This window comes from Salmonella sp. SG203 (assembly GCF_013350575.1).
Taxonomy (GTDB): Bacteria; Pseudomonadota; Gammaproteobacteria; order Enterobacterales; family Enterobacteriaceae; genus Salmonella; species Salmonella enterica.
The window spans coordinates 15,113-30,600 of the sequence record NZ_SNMT01000027.1; the positions used below are offsets into that span (position 1 = coordinate 15,113).

Annotated in this window: 15 protein-coding genes; 10 read left to right on the forward strand and 5 right to left on the reverse strand. The window is 54.2% G+C overall.

The window, feature by feature from the left end:
* Positions 1-355: 355 nt before the first annotated feature.
* The 3 genes from HV477_RS24055 to tctD form a co-directional block, all read right to left on the reverse strand.
* On the reverse strand, positions 356-1,369 hold the full coding sequence (locus HV477_RS24055; protein WP_001059351.1) for a HoxN/HupN/NixA family nickel/cobalt transporter: 1,014 nt from the start codon (positions 1,367-1,369) through the stop codon (positions 356-358).
* A gap of 132 nt (positions 1,370-1,501) precedes the next feature.
* Positions 1,502-2,917, reverse strand: a complete 1,416-nt coding sequence (locus tag HV477_RS24060) for a sensor histidine kinase (RefSeq protein WP_000872338.1) — start codon at positions 2,915-2,917, stop codon at positions 1,502-1,504.
* Complete coding sequence (gene tctD / locus HV477_RS24065) at positions 2,904-3,578, reverse strand: transcriptional regulator TctD (protein ID WP_001237934.1); 675 nt, start codon at positions 3,576-3,578, stop codon at positions 2,904-2,906. Before tctD ends, HV477_RS24060 begins: the two co-directional genes overlap by 14 nt.
* 154 nt (positions 3,579-3,732) lie before the next feature.
* Between tctD and HV477_RS24070 the strand changes: the two genes are divergently transcribed.
* The 9 genes from HV477_RS24070 (at position 3,733) to csiR (ending at position 14,273) form a co-directional block, all read left to right on the forward strand.
* Positions 3,733-4,710, forward strand: coding sequence for a tripartite tricarboxylate transporter substrate binding protein (locus HV477_RS24070; RefSeq protein WP_000744416.1), 978 nt, complete (start codon positions 3,733-3,735; stop codon positions 4,708-4,710).
* An 11-nt stretch (positions 4,711-4,721) separates the two neighbouring features.
* Positions 4,722-5,156 (forward strand): tripartite tricarboxylate transporter TctB family protein, encoded by a 435-nt coding sequence (locus tag HV477_RS24075; protein WP_001574835.1) that lies wholly within the window; start codon positions 4,722-4,724, stop codon positions 5,154-5,156.
* Between the two features lie 10 nt (positions 5,157-5,166).
* Positions 5,167-6,681 carry a tripartite tricarboxylate transporter permease gene (locus HV477_RS24080; RefSeq protein WP_000382034.1) on the forward strand — a complete coding sequence of 505 codons (1,515 nt, stop codon included), beginning with the start codon at positions 5,167-5,169 and terminating at the stop codon, positions 6,679-6,681.
* 303 nt (positions 6,682-6,984) lie between these two features.
* The gene (gene glaH / locus HV477_RS24085) at positions 6,985-7,962 is read left to right on the forward strand and encodes a glutarate dioxygenase GlaH (protein WP_000993100.1); all 978 of its coding nucleotides are present in this window, start codon (positions 6,985-6,987) and stop codon (positions 7,960-7,962) included.
* Between the two features lie 25 nt (positions 7,963-7,987).
* Complete coding sequence (gene lhgO, locus HV477_RS24090) at positions 7,988-9,256, forward strand: L-2-hydroxyglutarate oxidase (RefSeq protein WP_000271921.1); 1,269 nt, start codon at positions 7,988-7,990, stop codon at positions 9,254-9,256.
* Between the two features lie 21 nt (positions 9,257-9,277).
* Entirely contained in the window at positions 9,278-10,726 is a 1,449-nt protein-coding gene (gabD, locus tag HV477_RS24095) for an NADP-dependent succinate-semialdehyde dehydrogenase (RefSeq protein WP_079899036.1), read from the forward strand.
* Positions 10,727-10,740: 14 nt separating this feature from the next.
* Positions 10,741-12,024, forward strand: a complete 1,284-nt coding sequence (gene gabT / locus HV477_RS24100) for a 4-aminobutyrate--2-oxoglutarate transaminase (protein ID WP_001095556.1) — start codon at positions 10,741-10,743, stop codon at positions 12,022-12,024.
* A 129-nt stretch (positions 12,025-12,153) separates the two neighbouring features.
* Complete coding sequence (gabP, locus tag HV477_RS24105; protein ID WP_000531282.1) at positions 12,154-13,554, forward strand: GABA permease; 1,401 nt, start codon at positions 12,154-12,156, stop codon at positions 13,552-13,554.
* A 41-nt stretch (positions 13,555-13,595) separates the two neighbouring features.
* On the forward strand, positions 13,596-14,273 hold the full coding sequence (gene csiR, locus HV477_RS24110) for a DNA-binding transcriptional regulator CsiR (protein WP_000126152.1): 678 nt from the start codon (positions 13,596-13,598) through the stop codon (positions 14,271-14,273).
* A 21-nt stretch (positions 14,274-14,294) separates the two neighbouring features.
* Here the strand turns inward: csiR and lysM are convergent, their stop codons facing one another.
* Positions 14,295-14,744 carry a peptidoglycan-binding protein LysM gene (gene lysM / locus HV477_RS24115; protein ID WP_000522406.1) on the reverse strand — a complete coding sequence of 150 codons (450 nt, stop codon included), beginning with the start codon at positions 14,742-14,744 and terminating at the stop codon, positions 14,295-14,297.
* A 99-nt stretch (positions 14,745-14,843) separates the two neighbouring features.
* On the reverse strand, positions 14,844-15,002 hold the full coding sequence (locus HV477_RS24120) for a YqaE/Pmp3 family membrane protein (RefSeq protein WP_000508175.1): 159 nt from the start codon (positions 15,000-15,002) through the stop codon (positions 14,844-14,846).
* A gap of 182 nt (positions 15,003-15,184) precedes the next feature.
* Between HV477_RS24120 and HV477_RS24125 the strand changes: the two genes are divergently transcribed.
* The gene (locus tag HV477_RS24125; RefSeq protein WP_000137432.1) at positions 15,185-15,484 is read left to right on the forward strand and encodes a helix-turn-helix transcriptional regulator; all 300 of its coding nucleotides are present in this window, start codon (positions 15,185-15,187) and stop codon (positions 15,482-15,484) included.
* Positions 15,485-15,488 lie beyond the last annotated feature (4 nt).

Here is a 15,488-nt window from a genome sequence, read left to right on the forward strand (position 1 = left end):
CTATGCTCAATGTATACGTTATTTGTAACAACGCTCTTGTGCATAAACAATACGTTATTGCCAACAGCACTGAACGGGTACAGTGGTTCTTGCTGACAACAGGCTTAAAGATCGCCTTAACACGGGATACCTGATAACTGGATTATATTATGACACATGCAGACTGGCTGATTCTTGGGTATACAACTGTTATTATTATTTTTGGTATTGTATGTTATATCGGATTGCTTAAATTGATAACGAAAGGCAAGCATGAAAAATAACGCACTTACCGGGAAGAATATACTCTCAGGAGATAAAATGCTTCGGCAATGATATGACACCACTGCCGAAATGCTATTTTTACAGAAATCAATCAGGTATTGAGGGTGATTTTATCATAGCCGCGCCAGCGATAATTCAACAACGAGAGCAGCCAGAATAGCACAAAAGCCCCCACTACCCAGAAGCCCACGTTCCCCATATGATCGTTAAGCGTGCTTACGGTCTGCCAAAATGTTCCGCTTAACTGTAACGCATCATCAATCAACCCCAGCGCCTCAAGCCCGCCAATCGCCAGCGCGACAATGACGGATGCGGCGGTAATGGTCATATTATAATAAAGCTTACGTAATGGATGCGAGAAAGCCCAACCGTAAGCGCCGACCATGACAAAGTTATCCAGGGAATCCACCAGCGCCATCCCGGCGGTAAACAGCACAGGAAAAATCATCATCGACCAGAGAGATAGCCCCTGGTTGGCTGCTGAAGCGGAAATGCCCAGCAACCCAACCTCGGTTGCGGTATCAAATCCCAGACCAAACAGAAAACCGACAAAATACATATGCCAACTGGAAGTGACCAAACGAAACGTACGCTGAAATATACGCGTCATCAGCCCGCCAGGTATCGCCTCGTCATGCGCCCTCACTGACTCGCCGCGGGTAACCGAGCGAAATTGCCGCCAGACGTTGAACAAAATAAACAGGTTAAGCAGGGCCATCGCCAGCAAAAAAAAAGCGGAAACAGCCGTACCAATCAACGAACCATATTGATGCAAAACATCAATACGATCGCGAAATGCCATCGACGTCACAACAATCGCCAGACATGCCAGAACGACAATGGTCGAATGACCCAATGAAAAAAACGCCCCCACGCCTAAAGGCGTTTTACCCTGCTGCATCAGTTTACGGGTGACGGTATCGATGGCTGCGATATGATCGGCATCAACCGCATGACGCAGCCCAAAGCTATACGCCAGTATGGCTGCACTTAGCATGACGGCATGGTGATGAAAAACACAGAACGCCCAAATCCAGGCCAGGATGTTAACCCCGACAAGAAAGACGGTTAATGCTATTCCCCGTCGTTTAGTATGATTATTCATGCCCCTGCACCCACTATAGTTTTAATTAACGCTACGGTTTGTAGGGGGAATGTATGATCATTTGATTAAAACGTCACACCTCAAGATGCGACTTTTTGTAAACGTGCTTTACCGCTGACACATTTGTGCGCATTACTGCGGGACAAGGCTTAAAAAGCGTATCCGAACGTATAACCCTCCCAACGCTTCGCTACGGGAAAAATGGGGATGAGTACGGTGCAGGCGTGCGATATCATTGACCAAAGCCAGACCAATGCCCGCCCCGGCCACATTTCCTACGTTATCGAGCCGGTGGAACGGCTGTAGCGCCAGATGGATGTGTTCATCATCGATGCCGGGACCGCTATCTTCGACAACCAGCGTCACGGCATCGCCATCCCGTTCAAGCCGCGCGGTGACGATGCCTTGCTCAGGCGTGTATTTCAGCGCATTATCCAGCAAGTTTCCGCATAGCTCGCTAAGCAGTACCTCATCCCCCTCGATCCACATCGCTTCCTGTTCGCCTTCGTAGCCCAGGTCGATATGTTTACTTCGCGCCTGCGCCAGGCGGGTAAAGCAGCCGCTCTGTACGATATCGTACAGATTCACTGGGGAAAAACGCCGCTCGCCCTGCTCTTTATGCTTTACCGCAGAAAGTTGCAACAATCTTTCCGTGAGCTGAATGGTGCTATCCAGCGTTACGCTCATCGCCTGCAGACTTTCGTACCAGTGATGAGGATGCTGGCTGGCTAACGCCACCGCCGCCTGCGTTTTTAACACCGCCAGCGGCGTTTTTAACTGGTGAGAAGCATCGGCGCTAAAGCGTTCCTGCCGGGAGAGGATGCCGCGGAGCCTGTCAATGTAGCGATTAAACGCCACGATTAACAAGCGTGTTTCCGACCACGGCAGCAGTTCCGGCAGCGGCGTTAACAGACCCGGTTCGCGGCGTACCATTAATGACGAAAGTTGACGCATAGGGCGCAGGATCCGGCGTAATAACCAGCCAACCAGCACCAGGGTTAGCAGCACCAGCAGACCCTGTGAGATCCAGGAAGAGAACAGCAGTTGGCCCGCCAGATAACGACGGGACTGCAGCGTCTCTGCGACATAAATCTCCGCCATGCCGATAATGCCGCCTTCGTTGACCGGCTGTAGCAAACGCGCCACGCGGATCGCCTCGCCGCGATACTCGGTATGATAGAACCACGCCAGCGCCGGATAAAGCCGGGTACGGGGCGTAGCGGGCGGCATGGCAGGCAGATCGTCATAACCGGAAATGACCTTTCCGGAAGGGTCGACGACTTTGTAATAGAGTCGATCATTCATATTAAGCTCGAAGCTATCCAGCACCACCCAGGGCACGTTAACTTCCAGATGGTTATTGCGCACCACCAGCCGTTCCGATACCGTTCGCGCCGAGGAGAGCAATGTACGATCATAAGCCTGAGTGGCGGCCTGTAGCGCATTGACATAACTGTTAAACGCCGACAGCCCCCATAGCAGAATCAGCGGCAACCCCAGGAACAGTAAGAGTTGCAGGTACAACGATTGCGGCTTAACCCACTTCATCGCCGCGCTCCAGCACATAACCCAGGCCGCGCAGCGTCGTAATTCGTACATCGCTTCCCTGGAGTTTTTTACGCAGTCGATGAATATAAAGTTCGATGCTTTCAGGGCTTACCTCATCGTTCAGGCTGAACACCTGTTCAAAAAGCTGCTGACGCGAGACCGGCCGCGTTCGTCGGTACATCAATACGGTTAAGAGCGCCTGCTCACGCGGCGTCAGCGCTAACGGCTGCCCCTGTAACAGAAAATACCCTTCATCATGAAAGATCAATTCCCCCAGTTGCTGAACTTCATGAACCTGCCCAGCGCTGCGTCGCAGCAAGGCCCGTAAACGGGCATCCAGCTCTTCCAGTTCAAAGGGTTTCGGCAGATAGTCATCCGCGCCGACGTTGAGACCTTTTACGCGATCCGCCACCGCGCTTCGCGCCGTGAGCAACAAAACGGGCAAGGTCTGACCGCGTTTACGCAGCCGTTGCACCACCTCCAGTCCATCCATTCCCGGCATATTGATATCCAGCACCGCCAGCGCGTACATTTCACTGTGCAGAAGATGGTCAGCCGCCAGGCCGTCAAATACGCAGTCCACGGCAAAGCCGTTTTGCACCAGCGCTTTCTCCAGCCAGTGAGCCAGCTCACGGTTATCTTCCGCCAATAAGAGACGCATATCACATCCTGTAAAGTTTCTGCCGCATTGAAAGGGAATTGAAAGGTTATTGTTTTAACAATCACGCAACCGAACTGCTACATGTCGGCTCACATAATCCCAAAAATCTTCTTCCGAACCTGAAAAATCCGGACGTCCGGCGTGAGGATAAAAAATGAAAAAACAATTACTTCGTACCCTTACTGCAAGCATTTTATTAATGAGTACCTCTGTTCTGGCGCAGGAGGCGCCGTCGCGAACGGAATGTATCGCGCCAGCCAAACCTGGCGGCGGCTTCGACCTCACCTGTAAGCTGATTCAGGTGAGTTTGCTGGAGACTGGCGCTATCGAGAAACCCATGCGGGTAACGTATATGCCCGGCGGCGTCGGCGCTGTGGCCTATAACGCGATAGTCGCCCAACGCCCTGGCGAACCCGGGACTGTGGTCGCCTTTTCCGGCGGTTCGCTGCTCAACCTGTCGCAGGGGAAATTTGGTCGCTACGGCGTGGATGATGTGCGCTGGCTGGCAAGCGTGGGCACTGATTACGGCATGATCGCCGTGCGTGCGGATTCCCCGTGGAAAACGCTGAAAGATCTGATGACAGCGATGGAAAAAGATCCCAACAGCGTGGTCATTGGCGCTGGCGCCTCTATTGGCAGCCAGGACTGGATGAAGTCGGCGTTGCTGGCGCAAAAGGCGAACGTCGACCCGCACAAGATGCGCTACGTTGCCTTTGAGGGCGGCGGCGAGCCGGTGACGGCATTAATGGGCAACCATGTTCAGGTTGTCTCCGGCGATCTCAGTGAAATGGTGCCTTATCTGGGCGGCGACAAAATCCGCGTGCTTGCCGTCTTTTCAGAAAATCGTCTGCCGGGCCAGCTTGCCAATGTCCCTACCGCTAAAGAACAGGGCTACGACCTGGTGTGGCCGATTATTCGCGGCTTCTATGTCGGGCCCAAAGTCAGCGATGCCGATTACCAGTGGTGGGTGGATACCTTCAAGAAGCTCCAGCAAACCGACGAGTTTAAAAAGCAGCGCGATCTGCGCGGCCTGTTTGAGTTCGACATGACCGGCCAGCAGCTCGATGACTACGTGAAAAAACAGGTTACTGATTACCGTGAACAGGCGAAAGCCTTCGGACTCGCGAAATAATCGCGGAGGCAATGATGAGCGATCGTATCTTTGCGGGTATCTGGCTGTTGCTCTGTATCGCCGGGCTATTCATCGCCTGGCAGATCCAAAGCGAATACAGCTATGAACCCGTCGGCCCCCGCCCTTTTCCGCTGGGGATTATCGGCCTGATGGCGCTCTGCGCGCTAGCGCTGTTATTACGCCATCCCGACACGGTTAGCTGGCCGCGCCGCCATGTTCTGCAAAAGCTAATTACCATGATCATCATCCTGTTGATGTATGCCTGGGGATTCGAATGGCTGGGTTTTCCCATCGCCACCGCGCTTCTCACCATGGTTATCGGGATGCTGTTCGGCGCCACGATTCCGGCGGCGGGTATCTCCGGCGCGGTATTGGGCATTCTGCTGTGGTATGCCTTTGACCGGCTGCTTGATGTCACCTTACCTCTCGGCGCCTGGCTGAGTTAACGGAGCAACGATGGATACCTGGATATATCTTTCTCAGGGCTTTGCGGTGGCGATGACGCCGGAAAACCTGGTTATCGCGTTGATTGGCTGCTTCGTGGGCACGATTGTCGGTCTGCTGCCGGGCCTGGGACCGATCAACGGCGTGGCAATCTTACTGCCGCTGGCCTTTGCGTTGCATCTGCCTGCGGAGTCGGCGCTAATTCTGCTGGCGACGGTGTACATTGGCTGTGAGTATGGCGGCAGGATCTCCTCCATATTGCTCAACGTCCCCGGCGATGCGGCGGCGATCATGACGGCGCTGGACGGTTACCCGATGGCGCAGCAAGGGAAAGGCGGCGTAGCGCTGTCGATTTCCGCAGTCAGCTCGTTTTTCGGTTCATTAATCGCTATCGGCGGCATCATTCTGTTCGCCCCTTTACTGGCGCAATGGTCGCTGGCCTTTGGTCCGGCGGAATATTTCGCCTTAATGGTTTTTGCCATCGCCTGTCTTGGCAGCATGATGGCGCAAAACCCGCTTAAATCATTTCTGGCAGCGCTGATCGGTCTTGGCCTTGCGACCGTCGGCGTGGACGCCAACACCGGGGTTTATCGCTTTACCTTTGACAGCGTTCATCTTTCCGACGGCGTACAGTTTATCGTCGTGGTGATCGGCCTGTTCTCGGTATCAGAAATACTTTTAATGCTGGAACATACCAGCAGCGGGCAAACAATGGTCCGCAAAACGGGTCGAATGTTGTTCAACCTGAAAGAAGGCGCGCAGTGTATCGGCACCACCCTGCGTTCCTCCGTGATCGGCTTTTTTGTCGGCGTATTGCCCGGCGCCGGAGCGACCATCGCCAGCGCCATTACCTATATGACCGAGAAAAAACTCAGCGGCAACAGCGATAGCTTCGGCAAAGGGGATATTCGCGGCGTCGCGGCGCCGGAGGCGGCAAACAACGCCTCTGCCTGCGGCTCCTTCATCCCGATGCTGACGCTGGGCGTTCCCGGTTCCGGCACTACGGCAGTGATGATGGGGGCGCTGACGCTGTACAACATCACTCCAGGCCCGGCGATGTTCACCGAACAGCCGGATATCGTCTGGGGACTCATCGCTGCGCTGCTGATTGCGAACGTGATGCTGCTGATCATGAATATCCCGTTGATCGGTCTGTTCACCCGTATGCTCACCATTCCGCTGTGGTTCCTGGTACCCGCCATCGCTGCCGTATCGGCGGTAGGGGTGTATGCGGTACACAGCACCACCTTCGATCTGGTGCTGATGGTCGCGCTCGGCGTGTTAGGGTACATTTTACGTAAAATGCACTTCCCCATGTCGCCGCTGATCCTGGGATTCGTACTGGGGGAAATGCTGGAGCAGAACCTGCGTCGCGCACTCTCCATCAGTAACGGCAATATGGCGATTTTGTGGCAAAGCGGCGTTGCCAAAGCCCTGCTGATCATGGCGATCATGGTCATTGTCGTACCGCCAGTGTTACGTCTGATCCGTAAACACAGCCGTAAACCGCAGGTTGACGCCGGTTAATTGACTGCTGAAATACGTTGTACTTGTCCGGCCTACGCGCTCATGTGCCAGGCCGGGCAACCCCGCCAGCATCACTCTTTTCATAACTCGCTCATTTTACACCCCTTCTTGCCGTTGTCAGGCTCGTGGCGCCGTTAACCTCACTATTCACATTGTTAAATATTTGTTGTTTTTGATCACAATAATTAAACAAAAGCGGTTGTTTCATACGCGTTCCTGGAAAATGTCGATATTTTTAATTTATGGCTACGAAATGAGCATCGCCATGTCTCCCTGACCATCTTACCGAGAGGAATGATTCTGATGAATGCACTGACTGCCGTAAAAGCGAACACAGATGATTTAGCCCAACGCCATACTGGTTTCACCCTTGCCCCTTCGGCGCAGTCGCCGCGCCTGCTGGCGTTAACGTTTACGGCGGATACCACAAGACAATTTCTCCATCAGGTTGCGCAATGGCCGGTGCAGGCGCTGGAATACAAATCTTTCTTACGTTTCAAAATCGGCAAGATCCTCGACGATCTGTGCGGCAATCAGCTACAACCGCTGTTGATCAAAACGCTCCTCAACCGTGCACAAGGCGCGCTGTTGATCAGCGCCGAAGGGATCGATGATGTCGCACAGGCAGAAGAGATGGTCAAACTGGCGACGGCGGTGGCGCATCTTATTGGTCGCTCCAACTACGATGCGATGAGCGGCCAGTATTACGCGCGTTTCGTGGTCAAAAACGTCGACAACTCCGACAGTTATCTGCGCCAGCCCCACCGCGTAATGGAACTGCACAATGACGGTACCTATGTTGAGGAGGTGACCGACTACGTATTGATGATGAAAATCGACGAACAAAATATGGAAGGCGGTAACTCGCTGCTGCTGCACCTTGATGACTGGGAACATCTGGAGTCGTTTTTTACCCATCCGCTGGCGCGTCGCGTCATGCGCTGGGCGGCGCCGCCAAGCAAGAATGTTAGCCATGACGTCTGGCACCCGGTGTTTGATGTCGACCAACAAGGCCGCCCGGTCATGCGTTATATCGACCAGTTCGTCCAGCCAAAAGACTTTGAAGAAGGCGTCTGGCTCAGCGAGCTTTCAGACGCGCTGGAAACCAGTCAAAACATCCTCTCCGTACCGGTACCGGTCGGCAAATTCCTGTTGATTAACAATCTGTTCTGGCTACATGGACGCGATCGTTTTACGCCGCATCCTGACTTGCGTCGCGAGCTGATGCGCCAGCGCGGTTACTTCGCCTACGCCGCCAGCCATTATCAAACTCACCAATAAGCGCCACGGCGAAGGAATTACGCGGATGTATGATTTTGTGATTATCGGCGGCGGCATTATCGGCATGTCGACCGCCATGCAACTTATTGATGTCTACCCGGATGCGCGCATCGCGTTGCTGGAAAAAGAGTCCGCGCCAGCCTGCCACCAGACCGGGCATAACAGCGGCGTGATCCATGCCGGGGTGTACTACACGCCCGGCAGCCTCAAAGCGCGGTTTTGTCTGGCGGGCAATCAGGCGACCAAAACCTTTTGCGATCAAAACAACATCCGCTACGACACCTGCGGCAAAATGTTGGTCGCCACCTCGGAGCTGGAAATGGCGCGGATGCGCGCGCTATGGGAGCGGACGGCGGCCAACGGCTTAGAGCGCGAGTGGTTAAGCGCGGCGGAGCTGCGTGAACGCGAACCCAATATCATTGGCCTGGGCGGGATTTTTGTCCCTTCCAGCGGGATTGTCAGCTATCGCGATGTCGCGACGGCCATGGCGAACCGCTTTCAGGCCAAAGGCGGCGAGATCATCTACCATGCCGAGGTCAGCGCGCTAACAGAACATGCCGCTGGCGTTGTTATTCGCACCTCGCAAGGTCGGGAAATCGAAACCGCTACGCTTATCGGCTGTGCAGGGCTGATGGCGGATCGGCTGGTCAAAATGCTGGGCGTGGAGCCCGGTTTTATTATCTGCCCTTTCCGCGGCGAGTACTTTCGTCTGGCCCCGCGACACAACCGGATCGTTAACCATTTGATCTACCCGATCCCCGATCCGGCAATGCCGTTTCTCGGCGTCCATCTTACCCGCATGATCGACGGCAGCGTTACGGTCGGGCCGAATGCGGTGCTGGCGCTTAAACGCGAAGGCTACCGTAAGCGCGACGTTTCCTTCACCGACACCCTGGAGATTTTCCGCTCCGCCGGCATTCGCCGCGTACTGCAAAACCATCTGCTTTCCGGACTGGGCGAGATGAAAAACTCGCTGTGCAAAAGCGGCTATTTGCGGCGAGTACAAAAGTATTGCCCCAGCCTGACCGTCAACGATCTCCAGCCCTGGCCGGCAGGCGTGCGGGCGCAGGCGGTTTCACCGGACGGCAAACTGATTGATGATTTTCTGTTTGTCACAACGCCGCGTTCCATTCACACCTGTAACGCCCCCTCCCCGGCGGCGACATCCGCGATACCTATCGGCGCGCATATCGTCAGTAAAGTTCAGGCGCTACGCGAAAGCCAGAGCAACCCCGGACGTGCGCTGCGTGCGGCACGCAGCGTGGACGCATTACACGCCGCATTTACCCGTTAACCCTTCAGACAGGAAGCAATTATGCAACTTAACGACTCTACCCTGTTCCGTCAGCAGGCCTTTATCGATGGTGACTGGCGCGACGCGCGCGGCGGCGATGTCATCCCCGTTAGCAACCCCGCCAACGGGAAACCGCTCGGCAATGTGCCAAAAATGGGGGCGGAAGAGACGCGCGACGCCATCGACGCCGCCAATCGCGCCCTGCCCGCCTGGCGCGCGCTCACCGCCAAAGAGCGAGCCAATATCCTGCGTCGCTGGTTCAATCTGATGATAGAACATCAGGACGATTTGGCGCGTCTGATGACGCTGGAACAGGGTAAACCGCTGGCGGAAGCGAAAGGCGAAATTAGCTACGCCGCCTCGTTTATTGAATGGTTCGCCGAAGAGGGGAAGCGTATCTATGGCGACACGATTCCAGGCCATCAGGCCGATAAACGGCTGCTGGTGATTAAACAGCCCATCGGCGTCACCGCCGCGATTACCCCGTGGAACTTTCCCTCGGCAATGATCACCCGTAAAGCCGGCCCCGCGCTGGCCGCAGGCTGCACAATGGTACTCAAACCCGCCAGCCAGACGCCGTTTTCCGCGCTGGCGCTGGCGGAACTGGCCCAGCGCGCCGGAATTCCCGCAGGCGTATTTAACGTCGTTACCGGTTCGGCAGGCGATATCGGCGGCGAGCTGACCAGCAACCCGCTGGTACGCAAACTGTCGTTTACCGGCTCGACGGAGATTGGCCGCCAGCTAATGGAACAATGCGCCAAAGACATTAAAAAAGTATCGCTGGAGTTGGGCGGCAATGCGCCGTTTATCGTCTTTGACGATGCCGATCTGGATAAAGCCGTCGAGGGCGCGCTGGCTTCGAAGTTTCGCAACGCCGGGCAGACCTGTGTCTGCGCCAATAGATTGTATGTTCAGGACGGCGTTTACGATCGTTTTGCGGAAAAACTCAACCAGGCGGTAAATAAGCTCGCGGTCGGCGACGGTCTGCAAGCCGACGTTGCTATCGGGCCGCTGATTGATGAAAAAGCCGTGGCGAAAGTCCAGGAGCATATCGCCGATGCGCTGGAAAAAGGCGCCCGCGTCATTACGGGTGGTGAAGCGCACAAATTGGGCGGCAACTTCTTTCAACCGACCATTCTGGCGGATGTTCCTGATAACGCGAAAGTCGCCAAAGAAGAGACATTCGGGCCGCTCGCGCCTCTGTTCCGCTTCAGCGACGAGGCGGATGTCATCAGGCAGGCTAACGATACCGAGTTCGGCCTGGCAGCCTATTTTTATGCACGCGATTTAAGCCGCGTTTTCCGCGTCGGCGAAGCGCTGGAATACGGCATCGTCGGTATTAATACCGGCATTATCTCCAACGAAGTCGCGCCTTTCGGCGGCATTAAGGCCTCCGGATTAGGCCGTGAAGGTTCCAAATACGGCATCGAAGATTATTTAGAAATCAAATATATGTGCATCGGCCTTTAACAGGAGAGTCGCTAATGAATACCAATAACGCTTTAATGCAGCGCCGTCATAACGCCGTTCCTCGCGGCGTGGGGCAGATTCACCCGATTTTCGCCGAGCGGGCGGAAAATTGTCGGGTCTGGGATGTCGAAGGCCGTGAGTATCTCGATTTCGCGGGCGGCATTGCCGTCCTGAACACCGGTCATTTACATCCGGGCATTGTTTCAGCGGTCGAAGCGCAGTTGAAGAAATTGTCCCATACCTGTTTTCAGGTGCTGGCCTATGAACCGTACCTGGCGTTGTGCGAACGCATGAACCAGAAGGTACCGGGCGATTTCGCCAAAAAAACGTTGCTGGTCACGACCGGTTCAGAAGCGGTTGAAAACGCGGTGAAAATCGCCCGCGCGGCGACAAAACGCAGCGGCGCTATCGCGTTTAGCGGCGCTTACCACGGTCGTACCCACTACACGCTCTCTCTGACCGGGAAAGTACACCCGTACTCTGCTGGTATGGGATTGATGCCAGGCCATGTCTACCGCGCGCTTTATCCTTGCCCGCTACACAACATCAGCGACGACGACGCGATCGCCAGCATTGAGCGCATCTTTAAAAATGATGCCGCGCCGGAAGATATCGCCGCCATTATTATTGAGCCGGTACAGGGCGAAGGCGGATTTTACGCCGCCTCTCCCGCGTTTATGCAGCGACTGCGCGCGCTATGCGACCAACACGGCATTATGTTGATTGCCGACGAAGTGCAAAGCGGCGCGGGCCGGACCGGTACGCTGTTCGCCATGGAACAGATGGGCGTTGCGGCAGATATTACCACGTTTGCGAAATCGATCGCCGGCGGCTTTCCGCTGGCAGGCGTTACCGGCCGGGCAGACGTGATGGACGCTATCGCGCCGGGCGGTCTGGGCGGCACCTATGCCGGAAACCCGATTGCCTGCGCCGCCGCGCTGGCGGTACTGGACATTTTCGAGCAGGAAAATCTACTGCAAAAGGCGAATACGCTTGGCAAAACGCTGCGCGATGGCCTGATGGAGATAGCGGAAACGCACCGTGAGATTGGCGACGTGCGCGGACTGGGCGCCATGATCGCCATTGAGTTGTTTGAAAATGGCGACCCCGGCAAACCGAACGCGGCTCTGACCGCCGACATTGTGACCCGCGCCCGCGAGAAAGGGTTAATTCTGCTCTCCTGCGGTCCTTACTACAACATCTTGCGCATCCTCGTTCCACTCACTATTGAGGCCTCGCAGATTCGGCAAGGCCTGGAGATTATCGCCCAGTGCTTTGATGAGGCGAAACAAGCGTAATGTCCAATAAGCAGCGTCGGGTGGCGACGTAACTGTCTTATCCGGCCTACAAAAACCGTTTCGATTGTAGGCCGAATAAGCCAGGCGCCATCCGGTAAACGAGCGCAATAACAATAAAGAGGTTTTAGGATGGGGCAATTGTCAGAATCACATGCATTAGGGGGCGGGCTGAAATCACGCCACGTCACCATGTTATCGATCGCCGGCGTCATCGGCGCCAGCCTGTTTGTCGGTTCCAGCGTGGCGATTGCGGAGGCCGGCCCTGCGGTACTGCTGGCCTATCTGTTCGCAGGACTTTTAGTCGTCATGATTATGCGAATGCTGGCTGAAATGGCCGTCGCCACACCGGATACCGGTTCTTTTTCCACCTATGCGGATAAAGCGATCGGCCCCTGGGCCGGGTATACCATCGGCTGGTTATACTGGTGGTTTTGGGTGCTGGTTATTCCGCTGGAGGCCAATATTGCCGCCATTATTCTAAATTCATGGATACCGGGTATTCCGGTGTGGCTATTTTCATTAGTGATTACGCTTGCCTTAACCGGAAGCAATTTATTGAGCGTCAAAAATTACGGTGAATTCGAATTCTGGCTGGCGCTATGTAAAGTAATTGCCATTCTGGCGTTTATCGCGCTGGGCGCGACGGCGATTAGCGGTTTTTATCCGTATGCCGAGGTAAGCGGTATCTCCCGGCTCTGGGATCACGGCGGTTTTATGCCTAACGGCTTCGGCGCGGTGTTAAGCGCCATGTTGATCACCATGTTCTCTTTTATGGGCGCGGAAATCGTTACTATTGCTGCCGCGGAATCCGATACGCCGGATAAACATATCGTACGCGCCACCAATTCTGTTATCTGGCGAATTTCCATCTTTTACCTGTGTTCCATTTTTGTGGTGGTGGCGCTGATCCCGTGGAATATGCCGGGTCTGAAAAGCGTAGGTTCGTACCGTTCGGTACTGGAGCTGCTTCATATTCCGCACGCAAAATTCATTATGGACTGCGTGATTTTGTTGTCGGTGACCAGTTGTCTGAACTCCGCATTATATACCGCCTCCCGGATGCTCTATTCCCTTAGCCGCCGCGGCGATGCGCCTGCGATAATGGGAAAAACTAACCGTAGCAAAACGCCCTGGGTAGCGGTTCTCCTCTCTACCGGCGCGGCCTTTTTAACCGTTATCGTCAATTATTACGCCCCGGCAAAAGTGTTTAAATTTCTTATCGACAGTTCTGGCGCCATCGCGCTGCTGGTCTATCTGGTGATTGCGATTTCGCAATTGCGGATGCGTAAAATTCTGCTGGCGCAGGGCGGAGAAATTAAGTTGAAAATGTGGCTTTATCCGTGGCTCACCTGGCTGGTTATCGGCTTTATCTGCTTTGTTCTGGTGGTGATGCTATTTCGACCGGCACAGCAACTGGAAGTCATTTCAACGGGGCTGTTAGGGCTGGGCATAATAGGTACTGTCCCCATTATGTCTCGCTGGAAAAAACTGATAAGGTGGCAAAAAGCCCCCCTGCAAAACCTACGTTAGTTATTCCCGGCGTCAGCCGGGAAGCTTCTCAGGAGTAAAAGATGACCGCCCTTTCCCAACCGACGGCCATAGATGGCTATCGCTGGCTTAAAAATGACATTATTCGCGGCACTTATCAGCCGGATGAGAAACTGCGGATGAGTTTATTAACCGCCCGCTATGCGCTCGGCGTAGGGCCGCTGCGCGAGGCGCTGTCACAACTGGTGGCGGAACGGCTGGTCACCGTGGTGAATCAAAAAGGCTATCGCGTGGCATCCATGTCAGAGGCGGAACTCCTCGATATTTTTGACGCGCGCGCCAATATGGAAGCGATGCTGGTACGCCTGGCGATTGAACGCGGCGATGATGCGTGGGAGGCGGAGATCCTGGCGCGAGCGCATATGCTCAGTAAACTGGAAGCCAGCGATGCCAGTGAACATATGCTCGATGAATGGGATCAGCGCCACCAGGCGTTCCATTCCGCCATTGTCGCCGGGTGCGGCTCCCACTATCTGCTACAGATGCGCGAACGCTTATTTGACCTGGCGGCCCGCTACCGCTTTATTTGGTTACGTGAAACCGTTCTGTCCGTCGAGATGCTGGAAGATAAACATATCCAGCATCACACGCTAACCGAAGCGATACTGGCGCGCGAGGCGGCACGCGCCAGCGAATTAATGCGTCAGCATTTGCTGACGCCGATTCCCATTATTCGCCAGGCGATGGCAGGAAAAATGTAGCCTGGCGCGACCTGATAGCCATTATTCTTCAGGAATACGCAACACTTGTCCCGGATATATTTTTTCCGGGCTTTTCAGCATCGGTTTATTTGCCTCGAAAATTTTATTATACAGATTGGCGTTACCATACACTTGCTTTGAAATAGCGCTCAGGGTGTCGCCTGATTTTACGGTATAAAACTGACTTTCAGCCGCTGGCGTCGTGGTTTTAACCTGATCGTCAACGCTGCTAATCCCGGCGATATTCCCCACGGCAACCAGAATTTTTTCTTTTGCCTCCTGACTCAGCCCATCACCCGTCACTGTCGCTTTTCCATCAGCTATTTGCACATTCACTTTGTCAGCGTCGGGTATTCCCGTTTTATTTAAATGTTCCTGGACTTTTTTCGCCTGATCGTCCTTATCATGATTAGCGGTTACCGCGTCCCAGAGTTTTTCACCTGCATCTTTTACAAAATTGAAAAGTCCCATATTCACCTCGCTTGTCAAAAATACACACAAAGAAAAGTGTAGCAGAGGGAATGAGGTTATCCTGATAAGCGGCGCTTATGCGCCGCCGGTGGCCGGTAATTAATGACGCATCTGAACCCAAAATGCGTGGATAAGCCCCGGAATATATCCGAGTAATGTCAGCAGGATATTAAGGATAAATGCCCAACCGAACCCTTTTCCTAAAAGTACGCCGAGCGGAGGCAAAATAATCGTAAATACAATTCTCCAGAAACCCATATACACTCCATACAAGCAAAATTAGTCATTGTTTAAAAAGAGATTTTATCTCTAAGCATAGTCAGTTTACCTGAGCCTGCCAGTCGCGCGCCGCGCTTTTACCCTCCTTTACGCTTTTTACGCTGGCATCAGGTTGACGTTTATTTTAGAATTAACTAAATTTAGAAAACACTTAAATAACTATGACAGAGCTTGAACAACTTCAGGCCAGCGCAGAACAGGCGGCGGCCCTGCTCAAAGCGATGAGCCACCCAAAAAGATTACTGATTTTATGTATGCTTTGCGGTTCGCCAAAAACCAGCGCAGGCGAACTGGCGCGCATTACCGGGCTTAGCCCCTCCGCGACGTCGCAACATCTGGCGCGGATGCGGGAAGAAGGGCTGATTGATAGTCAACGCGATGCCCAGCGCATTCACTATTTCATTAAAAATGAGGCGGTTAATACGATTATCGCCACGTTAAAGAATCTCTATTGTCCATAAGGAG

Coding starts and splice junctions, on each gene's coding strand:
- HV477_RS24055 (WP_001059351.1), bottom strand. CDS start 1,369: ATGAATAATCATACTAAACGACGGGGAATAGCATTAACCGTCTTTCTT.
- HV477_RS24060 (WP_000872338.1), bottom strand. CDS start 2,917: ATGAAGTGGGTTAAGCCGCAATCGTTGTACCTGCAACTCTTACTGTTC.
- tctD (WP_001237934.1), bottom strand. CDS start 3,578: ATGCGTCTCTTATTGGCGGAAGATAACCGTGAGCTGGCTCACTGGCTG.
- HV477_RS24070 (WP_000744416.1), top strand. CDS start 3,733: ATGAAAAAACAATTACTTCGTACCCTTACTGCAAGCATTTTATTAATG.
- HV477_RS24075 (WP_001574835.1), top strand. CDS start 4,722: ATGATGAGCGATCGTATCTTTGCGGGTATCTGGCTGTTGCTCTGTATC.
- HV477_RS24080 (WP_000382034.1), top strand. CDS start 5,167: ATGGATACCTGGATATATCTTTCTCAGGGCTTTGCGGTGGCGATGACG.
- glaH (WP_000993100.1), top strand. CDS start 6,985: ATGAATGCACTGACTGCCGTAAAAGCGAACACAGATGATTTAGCCCAA.
- lhgO (WP_000271921.1), top strand. CDS start 7,988: ATGTATGATTTTGTGATTATCGGCGGCGGCATTATCGGCATGTCGACC.
- gabD (WP_079899036.1), top strand. CDS start 9,278: ATGCAACTTAACGACTCTACCCTGTTCCGTCAGCAGGCCTTTATCGAT.
- gabT (WP_001095556.1), top strand. CDS start 10,741: ATGAATACCAATAACGCTTTAATGCAGCGCCGTCATAACGCCGTTCCT.
- gabP (WP_000531282.1), top strand. CDS start 12,154: ATGGGGCAATTGTCAGAATCACATGCATTAGGGGGCGGGCTGAAATCA.
- csiR (WP_000126152.1), top strand. CDS start 13,596: ATGACCGCCCTTTCCCAACCGACGGCCATAGATGGCTATCGCTGGCTT.
- lysM (WP_000522406.1), bottom strand. CDS start 14,744: ATGGGACTTTTCAATTTTGTAAAAGATGCAGGTGAAAAACTCTGGGAC.
- HV477_RS24120 (WP_000508175.1), bottom strand. CDS start 15,002: ATGGGTTTCTGGAGAATTGTATTTACGATTATTTTGCCTCCGCTCGGC.
- HV477_RS24125 (WP_000137432.1), top strand. CDS start 15,185: ATGACAGAGCTTGAACAACTTCAGGCCAGCGCAGAACAGGCGGCGGCC.